Source organism: Conexibacter sp. W3-3-2, assembly GCF_009707605.1.
Taxonomy (GTDB): domain Bacteria; phylum Actinomycetota; class Thermoleophilia; order Solirubrobacterales; family Solirubrobacteraceae; genus Paraconexibacter; species Paraconexibacter algicola.
In genome coordinates this window covers 1,159,100-1,172,552 of record NZ_WLYW01000001.1, presented here as the reverse complement: position 1 = coordinate 1,172,552, position 13,453 = coordinate 1,159,100, and the positions used below count along the sequence as shown (strand labels likewise).

The window sequence follows — 13,453 nt, the reverse complement described above, 5'->3', positions numbered from 1 at the left end:
AGCCTGCGATGATGCTCCGCGGGATGGTCGAGGCGGAGCTGCAGGACGTCGTCCGGGCCCGGATCGCGGAGGTCGCGGGCCGGATCGACAGCGCCCGCATGGGCGAGGACATGGCCGCGCAGCTGATGGCGACGATCCCGGAGTTCCTGCCCGCCACCGACCCGGACTTCCGGGCCGGGCTCGTCATGAGCTGCACGGCGAACCTCGTCGCGATCCAGGAGTCGCTCGTCGGCGGCGTCCCGATGCAGCCGACCACGACCGAGGCGCCCGACGACGCGCGCGCCTGGGCGCACGAGCTCGTCCACCGCGGCATGCCGCTGGCCTCGCTGCTGCGCGCGTACCGGCTCGGGCACAGCCTGTTCGAGCGCGAGTTCGAGCAGCGCGCCGCGGAGCTCGAGCTCGAGCCCGAGGTCGCCTGGCGGGTGCTCGCCGACGCGGGCCGCGAGCTCTTCATCTACATCGACGCGGTCTGCACCCAGCTCGTCGACGACTACGAGAACGAGCGCGAGCAGTGGCTGCGCGGTGCGGCCGCCGAGCAGGCGGAGCTCGTCCAGGCGATCGTCGCGGGAGAGCCCGTGGACCACCGTGACGCGGCCGCGACCCTGCGCCACGACGTCGACGGACGCCAGCTCGCGTTCATCGTCTGGACCGAGCCGGGCGCGCGCATCGGCGCGTCCGTGGCGCCGACGACGATCGCGCGCGAGCTCGCCGGCGAGCTCGGCGGGACGCAGACGCTGATCGTGCCCGTGGGGGAGCGGGTCGCGTGGGCGTGGACGACCGGGGACCGGCTCGACGCGCACGCGGCGCCGCGCCGGCCGTCCGCGCTCGGCGGGCGCGCGCGGGCCGCGGTCGGCGCGGTCCATCCCGGGGTCGCGGGCATGTGCCGCAGCCACCGCGAGGCGCGGGCCGCGCGCGAGGTCGGCGAGACGTTCGGCGTCCGGGCCGGCACCCTGATCGGCTACCCGTCGGTCGCGCTGACGTCGCTGGTGAGCGCCGAGCCCGGCCGGGCGGCGGAGTTCGTCGTCGCCGAGCTCGGCGAGCTCGGGGCGGACACCGACGCGATGGCGCGGCTGCGCGCGACGATCCGCGTCTACCTCGACGAGCGCCTGAGCCCGGCGCGGACCGCGCGCCGGCTCGGCATCCACCAGAACACCGTCGTGTACCGGGCCAAGCGCGCCGAGGAGCTGCTCGGGCGGCCGCTGGACGACCGCCGGCTCGAGCTCGAGATCGCGCTGCGGCTGCACGACGGGCTCGACGGGCTGCGCGGGGCCGCGACCGCCGCGGGCTGACCCGCCGCGGTTCAGCGGCGCTTGCGGTCGAACTTCTCGCGCCGCACGGTCGCCTTGCGGCCCTTGATCGTGCTTGAGCGCATCGCCGCGATGACCTCGTCGGCCCGGTTCTCGGGCAGCTCGACGAGCGAGAAGCGGTCGGTGATCTCGATCGCGCCGATCTGCCGGCCGGTCAGCGACGACTCGCCGGTGATCGCCCCGACCAGGTCCTGCGGCCGGATCCCGGCGCTGCGTCCGGCCCCGATGAAGATCCGCGTGGTCGGGCCCTCCGCGTCGAGGCGGCGGCCGCCACCGGGCTTGCCGCCGCCCGCGCCGGGGCGGGCAGGGCCACGGTCGCGGTCGGGCTTGGGGCCGCGGTCGAGCGAGGCCTGCGGGATCTCCTCCTCGTCGTCCTCGTCGACCCCGGCCTGGGCCTGGTGGGCGAGCCGCACGGCGGCCATCGCGACCTGCATCACGTCGAACTCGTCGGCGAGCGTCTCGACGACGACGCGGAAGCGCTCGAGGTCGTCCTCCTGCAGCAGCGACTCCTGCAGCGCCGCACGGGTGAGCTCCAGGCGCCGGGCGTGGAGGTCGGCGATCGTCGGGACCTTCTCGATCTTCACCGGCTGGCGCGTGATCTTCTCGATCGTCTTGAGCATCCGGTGCTCGCGCGGCTGGGCGAGCGTGATCGCGACGCCCTCGCGTCCGGCGCGGCCGACGCGGCCGATGCGGTGCACGTACGTCTCCGGCGACGCGGGCACGTCGTAGTTGACGACGTGGGTGAGCGTGTCGATGTCGAGGCCGCGGGCCGCGACGTCGGTGGCGACGAGCAGCTCGGTCGTGCCGGCGCGCAGGCGCTGCAGCACCTTGCTGCGCTGCTCCTGGCTGAGCCCGCCGTGCAGCGCCTCGGCGCGGTAGCCGCGGCCGTTGAGCGTCTCGGTCAGGGCGTCGACCTCGGCGCGGGTGCGGCAGAAGACGATCGCGGCGGTCGGCACCTCGAGGTCGAGGATGCGCCCGAGCGCCGCGGCCTTGTGGGGGCGGTGCACGACGTAGGCGGCCTGCCGGACCTTCGGCGCCTCGCCCTCCGGCGTCGCGGCGCGCTTGACCTCGATGTGGACCGGGTCGGTCAGGTGCTTCTTCACCATGCGCGCGATGCGCGGCGGCATCGTCGCGGAGAAGAGGACGGTCTGGCGGTCGGCCGGGGCGGCCTCGAGGATCGACTCGATGTCCTCGGCGAAGCCCATGTCGAGCATCTCGTCGGCCTCGTCGAGGACGACGGTGTGCAGGCGCGAGAGGTCGAGCGTGCCGCGGCCGATGTGGTCCAGCGCACGGCCGGGGGTGGCGACGACGACGTCGACGCCGCCGCTGAGCGCGCGCAGCTGCCGCACGATCGGCTGGCCGCCGTAGATCGGGAGCACGCGGGCGCCGATGCCGCGCCCGTACTTGTGCATCGCCTCGGAGACCTGGGTGGCGAGCTCGCGCGTGGGGGCGAGGACGAGGACGCGGGGCGCCTTGTCCTCGGTGCCGCTGGCGGCGAGGCGCTCCAGGGCGGGCAGCGCGAAGGCCGCGGTCTTGCCCGTGCCGGTGGCGGCCTGGCCGAGGAGGTCGCGGCCCTCCAGCAGCGGCGGGATCGTCTGCGCCTGGATCGGCGTGGGCTCCTCGTAGCCGAGGGCGGTGAGCGCGTCGAGGAGCTCGGCGCGGAGGCCGAGATCGGTGAAGAGGGTGGGGGGAGATCGTCCTGCACCTCCTCACCCTGACAGCCAGGGGCGGTTCCCCGCGCCCCGGCTGTTTGTTAGGGTGCCCTTACACATGGGTCGATACACCGGACCAGTCGAGAAGCTCGAGCGGCGCGAGGGCGTCGATCTTGGCCTGAAGGGCACCCGACGCCTGCTCGGGAAGACGTCCCTGGAGCGGCGCGGCGCCGTCCCGCCCGGCCAGCACGGGGCCGCGCGCCGAGGGCGCCCGTCGGTCTACAGCGTGCAGCTGCGCGAGACGCAGAAGCTGAAGCTCCTCTACGGCGTGCGCGAGCGGCAGTTCCGCCGCTACGTCGAGCAGGCCGCCCGCCGCCGCGACGTCACCACCGGCGAGGCGCTGCTGCAGACGCTCGAGCGGCGCCTGGACAACGTCGTCTACCGGCTCGGGCTCGCCAACACGCGCGCGCAGGCGCGGCAGTTCGTCGGCCATGGGCACATCTGGCTGGACGGGCGCCGCTGCGACATCGCGTCCGCGCTGGTCGCCGAGGGCTCGGTCATCACCCTGGCGCCGGGCGCGCCGGTCGAGCCGGTGGCGCGGCAGGCCGCCGAGGAGGTCGGGACCGTGCCGCCCTGGCTGCAGGCCGACCTCGACGCGCTCACCGGCCGCGTGCTGCGGCTGCCCGTGCGCGACGAGATCCACGTCCCCGTGGTCGAGCAGCACGTCGTCGAGCGGTACGCGCGGCGATGACCCCGGCGCCGTTCACCCGCGTGGCCGGGCTGCGCGACCCCGGGCTGGGGGCGCTGCTGCACGCGCTGTCGGGCGCGCTGGACCCGCCGTCCGTCGCCGGCGGCCTGGACTGGATCGCGCCGCTGGCCAACCGCCTGCGCACCGTGTCCACCCGGGATCCCGCGCTGCAGCTCGACGCGCTCGGCGAGCGGGTCGTCGCGTCGTTCGCCGTGCTCGGTCCGCGCGCGGTCCCCGCCGGCATCGACGACCTGGTCCCCGACCGCGTGCTCGCGACCGCCGCCGGGCACGAGCTCGCGGTCGCGCTCGTCGCCGCGGCGGCGGCGCACCGCGCCGGCTGGGCCGTGGACGTCGTGCGGTCCCCGGGCCTCGTCGCCCTCGCCCACCGGGACCTCGATCTGCCGCTGGTGAGCGTCCCGCGCGAGGAGGGCCGGCTGCTCGACGCCCGCGACCTCGACCACGGCGGCGACGTCGCCTGGCTCTGCCCGCACGAGGGGGCCGCCGCGCTGCTCGACCTCGTCGCGCTGCGCGCTCACGAGATCGGCCGCCTGGACCTGCGGGCGCGCGCCCGCGAGCTGCTCCTCGCGCTCCCGCTGCCACCGCGCGAGCACCTGCGCCGCCGCGTCGACGCCGCCCGCGCCCAGTCGGCCTGGAACTGAGCGCGGGCGGCCGCCGGCCCCGCCCTGCCCCGCGCTGGAGGGGGTGAACGGACATTTCCAGCCCCTGGAGGGGCGGAGGATGGACAGCCTGGCGGGTGCTTCGTGACGGCGGGGGCGTGCGGCCTCGGCGGCGCTCCGGTCGGCGGGTGCGCCTCGACCAGGGGTCTGACTGCGGTCCGTCACGATGCGCGTCCGCCGGGGAATCCGGAAACCCATCCGGACTGTCCATCCCCTGCCCCTCCACGGGCTGGAAATGTCCGTTCACCGCCCCCCATGGGTACGGGGGTGCGGCGGGTGGCTCAGGCGTCGTCCTCGCCGCGGCGGTGCACCAGGCGGGAGAGGACGACCTGGGAGCGGGTGCGCACGACGGTGCCGTCCGCCTGCAGGGAGCGGATGAGGCGCTCGAGGTCCGCGTTGTCGCGGGTGCGCACGCGGGCGATCGCGTCGGCCTCGCCGGTGACGCTCCAGGCCTCCACGACCTCGGGGACCGCGCGCAGCGACGCGGCGACGCGGTCCAGCGTCACGCCGGGCCCGTAGAACAGCTCCACCAGCGCCTCGGCGCCGTAGCCGAGCGCGGCGTGGTCGACGACCGCGGTGAAGCCGCGCAGGGTCCCGTCGCGGCGCAGCCGGTCCACACGGCGCTTCACCGCGGGGGAGGAGAGCGACACCCGCCGGGCGATGTCGTCGTACGTGCGACGGCCGTCGTCGGTCAGCAGCGCAAGAATCTGCCGGTCCATGTCGTCCATGCGCAGGATTCTGCCGGACTTCGGCAGCGGATCGGCATTGAGCGTCGCATCGGGCCCGCCTAGCCTTTCCGCATGGCCCTCGTGAACGCCCCTGCCGCCGTCGCGCGCGTCCTCTTCGACGAGTCCCACGGGGAGGCGTGGACGATCTCGCGCGAGCGGGCCGCCGCGCTGCAGCCCGCCCATCCGCAGGACTCGAGCTACGCCGACGCCGCCGACGCCCTGCGCGGCCGCGAGCTGACCGTCGCCGCCCACCGGCACGGTCCGCTCGACGCGCACGCGCTCGCCGACGCCGACGTGCTCGTCATCGCGCACCCCTCGGAGGCGACGTGGGAGAAGACCGACGGCGCCTCCCCGGTGTTCGCCGACGCCGAGATTGACGCCATCGAGGCGTGGGTCCGCGCCGGCGGCGGCCTCGTCGTGCTCGGCGAGACCGAGCAGGCGAAGTACGGCACCAACGTCGACCGGCTGCTCGCCCGCTTCGGCCTGGGCGTCGCCACCACCACCGTCTACGACTACACGCACGCGCACACGGGCAACCCCGCCTGGGTGCTCGCCCAGCGCGCCGCAGCCCGCAGCACCGTCGGCGGCGCCGACCTGCTCGCCCGCGTCGAGCGCGCCGCGTTCTACCGCGCCGGGGCCCTCGAGCTGCGCAACGGCGCCACCGCGCTGCTGCAGACCTCCGCGCAGGCCGACCCCGCGGGCGCGCCGCTGCTCGCCGCCACGACCGCGGGCGCCGGCCGCGTCGTCCTCTTCGCCGACTCCGACCTGTTCGGCGACGACTGCCTCGGCGACCTCGACCACCGCGCGCTCTGGCTCGACACGATCACGTGGGCGGCGCAGTCCGCCTTCGCCGCCGCCGGCGGGACGCCCGCCGCGTCCCCGGTCCTCGCCGACCCGCACTGGGCCACGCTGAAGGCCGAGGTCGACGCGCTGCGGCTGCTGCAGGAGCCCGACGGCTCGGTCGACACCGCCACGCACGACGCCGCCGACCTCGCCGCGCGCGTCGGCCGCATCGCCGACGCGGTCGCCGCGCTCGCCCCGCACTTCCCGCACCAGGCCGCCTACGTCGAGGCGACCGTCGCCGACCTGCACCGCTGGGTCGCCGACGGCTTCCCGCGCCCCGACTTCACCGGCGCGCTCGAGCACTTCCGTCCCGACCTGCACCGCGAGGACGGCATCGAGCACCTCGTCGTGTTCCCGATGTACACGCAGAACGGGTCGCGCGACACCCGCTTCGAGGCGCTCGTCGTGCGCGTGCCGTGGCCGGCGTGGCTGGCCGAGCTCGAGCGCACCCGCTACGACAACCCGAAGTTCGTGCCGGTGACGTTCGTGGACCGCACGGCGGGCTACGACAGCGAGTGCGCGGTCCTCTTCCCGGAGACGTTCTCGACCGGGGAGCGCAAGCCGACCGTCAACCACTTCGGCGGCATCTTCTGCGACCGTGAGGCCGAGCGCTTCCGGCGCGTCTGCGGCGCCGCCGTCGAGGTCCTCGGCGTGAACCTGCCCGCCGACGCCGCGGCGCTGCTGGCCTCGCCGCGCATCAGCCAGGAGGCGTTCGTGCTGTGGGACCTCGTCCACGACCGGGCGCACAGCCGCGGCGACCTGCCGTTCGACCCGTTCATGATCCGCCAGCGGATGCCGTACTGGATGTACTCGCTGGAGGAGCTGCGCTGCGACCTGACCGCGTTCAGCGAGGCGGTCGGGCTCGAGGCGGAGGGCTTCGCGTTCGCCCGCCACGTGCAGACCGCGATCCTCTTCGACCGCCTGTTCCGCTTCCCGGTGACGGGCTCGCGGGTGCGCAACTACGACGGGCTCGGCGGCCAGCTGCTGTTCGCGTTCCTGCACGAGCGCGGCACGATCCGCTGGACCGACAACCGCTTGACGATCGACTGGAACGACGTGGCGGACGGCGTCGTCGCGCTTCGTGCAAAGGTGGAGGCGCTGTACCGCTCCGGCATCGATCTCCCGAAGGTGCGTTACTGGATGACCGCCCACGATCTCGTCAGCTCCTACGTCGCGCCCGCCGTCACGTCGGTGTGGACCGGCGGCGCCCGCGCCCTGCACGAGGAGCCCGACCCGAAGCGGTGGATCGACGCCGTGCAGGACGACGAGTTCCCGCTGAGCGTCTTCTACACGCAGCTGCAGCCGAAGCTCGAGCCGGCCCTGGTGGCCGCGTGAGCGCGCTCGACGGCCGCGTCGTCGCGATCGCCGGCGCGACCGGGGGCCTGGGCCCGGCGGTCGCCCGGGCGCTCGCCGCGCACGGCGCGACGCTCGCGCTGACCGACGTCGACGCCGCGAAGCTCGACGCGCTCGCGGCCGAGCTCGCGCTCCCGGCCGAGCGCGTGGACGTCCGCACGGTCGACCTGCTCGACCCCGACGCGACGGCCGCCTGGGCCGCCGCGCTCGTGGAGCGCTTCGGGACGGTCGCGGGGCTCGCGCACCTCGTCGGCGGCTGGCGGGGCGGCGAGCCGCTGCCGAGCGCCCCGCTGGAGGACTGGACGCTGCTGCACGACCTGCTCGTGCGGACCGTGCAGCACACGAGCCGCGCCTTCGCGGGGCCGCTGCTGGACAGCGGGCACGGCCGCTTCGTGCTCGTCAGCAGCAAGCAGGCGCAGGCGCCGACGTTCACGAACGCCGCCTACGGGGCGGCGAAGGCGGCGGCGGAGGCGTGGACGCTCGCGCTCGCCGACGGCTTCGCCCAGCAGGAGGCGGACGACCCCCGCCGCGCGACGGCGAACGTCGTCGTGGTCGACGCGATCGCCACCGCCGCGATGGTCGAGGGCAAGGCCGACAGCGCCTACCGGACGTTCGCCGACGCGGACGACATCGCCGCCGCGATCGCCTACGTCCTGGGGGACGGGGCGAGCGCGATGAACGGCCAGCGCCTGCAGCTGCACGGCGGGACGCGCCGGTGACGGCGTTCGCCTCGGACAACTACGCGGGGGCGCTCCCGGAGGTCCTCGCCGCGGTCGCGCAGGCCGACGCGCTCGGTCACGTGCCCGCCTACGGGGCGGACCCGGTGACCCAGGACGCGGTCGCGCTCGTCCGCGCGCACCTGGGGGAGGAGGCGCAGGTCTTCTTCGTCTGGGGTGGCACGGCCGCGAACGTCCTGTGCCTGGAGAGTCTCGCGCCGGCGCACCACCAGGCGATCGTGTGCGCGGAGAGCGCTCACATCTACGTCGACGAGGGCGGCGCTCCGGAGCGGCTGCTCGCCCGCAAGCTGCTGCCGGTCGCGACGCCGGACGGCAAGCTGACCCCCGAGCTCGTGGCGCCGCGGCTCGTGCGCTTCGGCGACGAGCACGCGGTGCAGCCGAAGGTCCTGTCGATCACGCAGTCGACCGAGCTGGGCACCCGCTACGCCCGCGCGGAGATCCGCGCGCTCGCCGACCTCGCGCACGAGCACGACATGCTGCTGCACCTCGACGGCGCGCGGATCATGAACGCGGCGGCGGCCGACGGCTGCACGCTGCGCGAGGCCACCCGCGATCTGGGCGTCGACGCGCTGTCGCTGGGGATCACCAAGAACGGCGGCCTGGGAGCGGAGGCGGTCGTGCTGTTCGACGAGGGGCACGCCGACGGGATCGCCTGGCGGCGCAAGGCCGCGATGCAGCTGGCCTCCAAGCAGCGCTACCTCTCCGCGCAGGTGCACGCGCTCCTGACCGACGACCGGTGGCGCCTGAGCGCCGCGCACGCCAACGCGATGGCCGCCCGTCTGGCGGCGGGCGTGACCGGGCTCCCGGGGGTCCGGGTGACGCAGGAGGTCCAGGCCAACGCGGTGTTCGCGATCGTGCCCGAGCGGGTGCGCGAGGCGCTCTGGGCGGACGGCTTCCTGTTCTACGTGTGGGACGAGCTGACCGGCGAGGTCCGGTGGATGTGCTCGTGGGACACGACCGAGGACGACGTCGACGGGTTCGTCGCCGCGATCGCCCGGCACGCCGCCGGCTGAGCGGACCGACGGCCCGGTCCCGCTCCCCCGCGGTCCGGGCCGTCGGCCGGTCCTCTCCGGCGTTCGCGCCGCGGCTCAGGCGGCGGCGGGCTCGTGCGCGACGAACACGCGCGTGGGCGAGTGGTGCAGGACCTCCTGGCTGACGCTGCCCATCAGCGCGCCGACGCGGCTGCGGCCGCGGGCGCCCATGACGATCGCGTCGTAGTCGGTCTCCTGCGCCTCCTGCACGATCTGGGCGGCGGCCTTGCCGTGCCGGACGCGCAGCGTGACGGGCAGGTCCTGCGGGATCTCCCGACCGGCGTCCTGGAGGGTCTCGCGGCCCATCCGGTCGGCGTCGCCCTGCAGGTCACCGGTGGGCAGCGCGGCGGCGTTGCCCCAGCGGGTCGTCTCGGTCAGCACGTCCGGGACGACGGTCAGCAGCGTCAGGCGGGCGTGGTCGCGCTGGGCGGCGCTGACGGCGGCGGCGAGCGCGAGCGCGGAGCCGGGGGAGCCGTCGACGGCGACGAGGAGGTTCTTGAAGCGCAGCTCCTGCATGGGGTGCTCCGTTCTCTAGGCGGGGGTGGGGGTGGGGTCGGACGCCGCGGTCCGGGCGGCGCGCTCGCGGGCGATGTCGATGCCGCTGCGCGAGCCGAGCGGCACCTCCTTGAGCGTCAGCAGCGCGAGGAGCACGACGACGCCGAGCGGGGCGGCGAGGAGGAAGACCTCCGCGATGCCGGTGCCGTAGGCGTGCTCGACGACGCGCCGGGCGGGCTCGGGCAGCGCGGAGATGTCGGGGACCGCGCCGTCGCCGCCGGACGCGCCCGAGCCGATGCTCGTGGCGACGTGGGTGGCGAGCACCGCGCCGAGGGCGCTGACGCCGATGGCGCCGCCGAGGCTGCGGAACATCGCGACGACCGAGCTGCCGGCCCCGATGTCCTCGTGGGCGACCGCGTTCTGCACGACGAGCACGAGGTTCTGCATCAGCATCCCGATGCCCGCGCCGAGCACGAGCATGAAGGCGCTGAGCTCGACGAGGCTCGTGGTCTCGTCCATCGTGCCCATCGCGGCGAGCCCGGCGGTGAGGAGCGCCGCGCCGGTGATCATCCACTGCTTGTAGCGGCCGGTGGCGCTGATGCGCCGGCCGATGAGGGTGGAGGCGAGGAACAGGCCGACGACCATCGGGATCGTCAGCAGGCCGGACTCGGTCGGCGACATGCCGCGCGCGAGCTGCATGTACTGGGAGAGGAACACGGTGGTGCCGAACATCGCGGTGCCGACGCAGATGCTGCACAGCGTGGCGATGACGACCGCGCGGTCCTTGAACAGCGTCAGCGGGATCAGCGGCTGGCGGGCGCGGCGCTCGGTGACGTAGGCGGCAACGAGCAGCGCGGCGCTGAGCGTGAGCAGCCCGGCGGTCCAGGTGCTCAGCCAGGCGAAGTCGTGCCCGGCGAGCGAGACCCAGATCAGGAGCGAGGAGACGCCGCCCGCGATGAGCAGCGCGCCGGCCCAGTCGAGGTGGACCTCGCCGCGGCGGCGCGGCAGGTCGAGCGTGCGCTGGAGCAGCACGAGCGCGATGGCGGCGAACGGGACGCCGACGTAGAAGGTGGAGCGCCAGCCGACCGCGTCGGTGAGGACGCCGCCGAGCAGCGGGCCGACGACGGTGCCGACGCCGAAGACGGCGCCGAGGTAGCCGGCGTAGCGGCCGCGCTCGCGGGGGAGACGAGGTCGCTGAGGATCACCTGGACGAGCGCGGTGAGCCCGCCGACGCCGAGGCCCTGCAGGACGCGGCAGCCGATCAGCCACTCCATCGACTGCGAGAGGCCGCCGAGGATCGAGCCGAGCACGTAGATGGTCAGGCCGGTCTGGACGAGCAGCTTGCGGTCGTAGAGGTCGGCGAGCTTGCCCCAGATCGGGGTGCTGACGGTGAGCGCCAGCAGGGTGGAGGTGACCACCCAGGTGTAGGAGGACTGGCTGCCGCCGAGGTCGCTGACGATGCGTGGCAGCGAGGTGGTGACGACGGTGCTCGACAGGATCGCGACGAACATGCCGAGCATCAGGCCGCTGAGCGCGGTCAGGACGGCGCGGTGGCTCATCGTGGGGGTGGCGTCCGGGCTCATCGGGTGAAGTCCTCCCTGAGGCGTTCCAGACCGGCGGTCAGGGCCTCGATCTCCGGCTCGGTCCAGTCGTCCAGCACGCCCTCGAACTCGCGCACCATGCGCTGGTGGCAGTCGCGCAGCACGGTGGTGCCGGCGTCGGTGGTGGCGATGAGCTGGGCGCGCCCGTCGGCCTCGTCGGCCTGGCGCTCGAGGTAGCCGACCTTGACGAGGGCGGTGACCTGGCGGCTGGCGACGGAGACGTCGACCCCGAGGCGCTGGGCGATGTCGCCGATGCGCAGGGGGCCGTGGGTGTGGACGATGGCGAGCGTGGTGAAGCCGTTGGAGCCGAGCTCCTGCGAGGCCTGGCGGGCGAGCTCGCGCTGCACCATGCCGATGCCGTAGATGCGGCGCAGCAGCAGCTCGATCGTGTCGTGCCTCGTGGCTTTTGTTTGCATGATGCAAGCAACTATACCCGCGAAGGGACGTCCAGGTGCGATGCGTGACGCATGTCACGTGCGGGTGGAGAGACTCGTCCCCGCGTGGGGGCCGGCCGTCGCCGTCAGGAGACCGACTCGCAGTTGCGGTGGCGGTCCGCGCGGTCGACGGCGACCTTGTCGAAGCCGGGGCCGCAGTCGATCACGTCGGCGCCGCCTCCCTTGGCGGTGATGTCGTCGTTGCCCTCGCCGCCCTGGACGTCGTCGTCGCCCAGGCCGCCGTTGAGCCGGTCGTCGCCGGGGCCGCCGAGCAGCCGGTCGGCGCCCGCGCCGCCCTCGAGCTCGTCGGTGCCTTCGCCGCCGTCGAGGAGGTCGTCCCCGGCGTCGCCGAACAGCAGGTCGTTGCCGAGGCCGCCGAAGACCTGGTCGTTGCCGTCGTCGCCGCGGGCGTCGTCGTCGCCCTGCAGGCCGTTGACGACGTCGTCGCCGTCCTGCCCGTTCATCGAGTCGCCGACGACGGTGCCGTTGAGCGTGTCCGGCCCGGCCGTGCCCTGGATCGACGGGTTCTCGGCCTGCACCGCGATCGCCTCGAGGATCGCGGCGCCCTCCGCGCCGCCGGTCGCCAGGCCCGCGTGCGGGGCGCCGTTCAGGCCGTCGAAGCGCGGGTCGCCGCTGGACGGGTCGCCGATGACGATCGTCTCGCAGGTGCCGGTGGCGGCGGCGCCGCGGGCCTCGTTCTCGTCGTCGACGAACACGGTGTCGTTGCCGTCGCCGCAGTCGTAGGCGTCGGGGCCGCTGTCGTTGCCGCCGCCGTAGAGGAGGTCGTCGCCGGGGCCGCCGCTGAGGCGGTCCGCCGAGCCGCCGGTGAGGAGGATGTCGTTGCCGGGACCGCCGTCGACCACGGCGTCGGGGGCGGGGGAGCCGTTGCTCGTCACCTTGCCGTCGGGCGCGCCGCCGGTGCGGATCACGTCATTGCCGTCGCCGCCGCGGACGATCGTGTCGCGGCCGCGGTTGGTGTGGATGTAGTCGTCCCCGGCGCCGCCGTCGACGAGCTTCTCGTTGCCGTAGCGGGCCTCGACGATGAAGTCCGCGCCGTCGCCGCCCAGGAGGGTGTCGTCGCCGTCGTCCCCGTCGATGCGGTCGTTCCCGGCGCCGCCGTCGACGGTGTCGTTGCCGGTCCCGCCCTTGAGGAGGTCGTCGCCGTCGCCCCCGGCGACCGTGTCGTCGCCCGAGTCGCCGCGGGCGGTGTCGTTGCCGGGGCCCGCGTCGAGGCGGTCGTTGGCGAAGCCTCCGGCGAGCTCGTCGGTGCCGTCGCCACCGCTGAGCTGGTCGGCGCCGCCGCCGCCGTCGACGCCGTCGTCACCGGCCCCACCGGAGGCGGTGTCGTCCCCGGTCCCGGCGTCGAGCGTGTCGTTGCCAAGGCCGCCGTCGAGCGTGTCGCCGTTGGTGCCGCCCAGCAGGACGTCGCTGCCCGCACCGCCGTCGAGGTCGTCGTCGCCACCGCCGCCGTCCATCTGGTCGTCGCCGGCACCGCCGAGCAGCGTGTCGAGGCCGGCCTGGCCGAGCAGCCGGTCGCGGCCGGCGCCGCCGTCGAGCCGGTCGGCGTTGGGTCCGCCGTCCAGCAGGTCGGCGCCGCCGAGGCCGGCGATGCGGTCCTTGCCGCCGCGCCCGGAGATCCGGTCGGCCGAGCCGGTGCCGGTCAGCCGGTCGCCCTTGCTCGTGCCGTCGATCGTCCGCGCGAAGGCGGTGGCGGCGAGGGCGCTGACGGCGAGCAGGAGCGCGACGGAGAGGGCGCTGAGGCGGAGTCTGGACACGAGCGGCATGGTAGCCGCGCCACGGGCGGGCCCAGAGCGGTTCTCGGGCCGGGTGTCCGGGTTCGGACCCCG

At 74.9% G+C, this 13,453-nt stretch carries 10 protein-coding genes and 2 pseudogenes; 6 read left to right on the top strand and 6 right to left on the bottom strand.

Annotation, left to right across the window (positions count from 1 at the left end; translation table 11 throughout):
- Window positions 1-11 precede the first annotated feature (11 nt).
- Complete coding sequence (locus GKE82_RS05760; protein WP_154732653.1) at window positions 12-1,289, top strand: CdaR family transcriptional regulator; 1,278 nt, start codon at window positions 12-14, stop codon at window positions 1,287-1,289.
- A gap of 11 nt (window positions 1,290-1,300) precedes the next feature.
- Here GKE82_RS05760 and GKE82_RS30580 read toward each other — a convergent pair.
- Window positions 1,301-2,986, bottom strand: a pseudogene (locus tag GKE82_RS30580) (DEAD/DEAH box helicase); the annotation flags it as partial.
- A gap of 91 nt (window positions 2,987-3,077) precedes the next feature.
- Here GKE82_RS30580 and rpsD point away from each other — a divergent pair.
- Entirely contained in the window at window positions 3,078-3,710 is a 633-nt protein-coding gene (rpsD, locus tag GKE82_RS05750; RefSeq protein WP_107570627.1) for a 30S ribosomal protein S4, read from the top strand.
- Entirely contained in the window at window positions 3,707-4,366 is a 660-nt protein-coding gene (locus tag GKE82_RS05745; protein ID WP_154732651.1) for a hypothetical protein, read from the top strand. Before rpsD ends, GKE82_RS05745 begins: the two co-directional genes overlap by 4 nt.
- A 299-nt stretch (window positions 4,367-4,665) precedes the next feature.
- Here the strand turns inward: GKE82_RS05745 and GKE82_RS05740 are convergent, their stop codons facing one another.
- Window positions 4,666-5,118 (bottom strand): Lrp/AsnC family transcriptional regulator, encoded by a 453-nt coding sequence (locus GKE82_RS05740; RefSeq protein WP_107570847.1) that lies wholly within the window; start codon window positions 5,116-5,118, stop codon window positions 4,666-4,668.
- A gap of 66 nt (window positions 5,119-5,184) precedes the next feature.
- Here GKE82_RS05740 and GKE82_RS27905 point away from each other — a divergent pair, with 66 nt between their 5' ends.
- From GKE82_RS27905 to GKE82_RS05730, 3 genes are read left to right on the top strand one after another with little or no spacing between them, the layout of a single operon-like run.
- Window positions 5,185-7,290, top strand: a complete 2,106-nt coding sequence (locus GKE82_RS27905; RefSeq protein WP_230316102.1) for a DUF6421 family protein — start codon at window positions 5,185-5,187, stop codon at window positions 7,288-7,290.
- Complete coding sequence (locus tag GKE82_RS05735) at window positions 7,287-8,027, top strand: SDR family oxidoreductase (RefSeq protein ID WP_309233443.1); 741 nt, start codon at window positions 7,287-7,289, stop codon at window positions 8,025-8,027. Before GKE82_RS27905 ends, GKE82_RS05735 begins: the two co-directional genes overlap by 4 nt.
- On the top strand, window positions 8,024-9,058 hold the full coding sequence (locus GKE82_RS05730) for a beta-eliminating lyase-related protein (protein WP_309233442.1): 1,035 nt from the start codon (window positions 8,024-8,026) through the stop codon (window positions 9,056-9,058). Before GKE82_RS05735 ends, GKE82_RS05730 begins: the two co-directional genes overlap by 4 nt.
- Before the next feature lie 75 nt (window positions 9,059-9,133).
- Here GKE82_RS05730 and GKE82_RS05725 read toward each other — a convergent pair whose 3' ends face one another.
- The 4 genes and pseudogenes from GKE82_RS05725 to GKE82_RS05710 all read right to left on the bottom strand — a co-directional run bounded on the left by GKE82_RS05725 (window position 9,134) and on the right by GKE82_RS05710 (window position 13,381).
- Window positions 9,134-9,592, bottom strand: coding sequence for a universal stress protein (locus GKE82_RS05725; protein WP_154732650.1), 459 nt, complete (start codon window positions 9,590-9,592; stop codon window positions 9,134-9,136).
- A gap of 15 nt (window positions 9,593-9,607) precedes the next feature.
- A pseudogene (locus GKE82_RS05720) lies at window positions 9,608-11,046 on the bottom strand (MDR family MFS transporter); the annotation flags it as partial.
- A 104-nt stretch (window positions 11,047-11,150) separates the two neighbouring features.
- Window positions 11,151-11,588 (bottom strand): MarR family winged helix-turn-helix transcriptional regulator, encoded by a 438-nt coding sequence (locus GKE82_RS05715; RefSeq protein WP_154732649.1) that lies wholly within the window; start codon window positions 11,586-11,588, stop codon window positions 11,151-11,153.
- 104 nt (window positions 11,589-11,692) lie between these two features.
- The gene (locus GKE82_RS05710) at window positions 11,693-13,381 is read right to left on the bottom strand and encodes a calcium-binding protein (protein WP_196189079.1); all 1,689 of its coding nucleotides are present in this window, start codon (window positions 13,379-13,381) and stop codon (window positions 11,693-11,695) included.
- Window positions 13,382-13,453 lie beyond the last annotated feature (72 nt).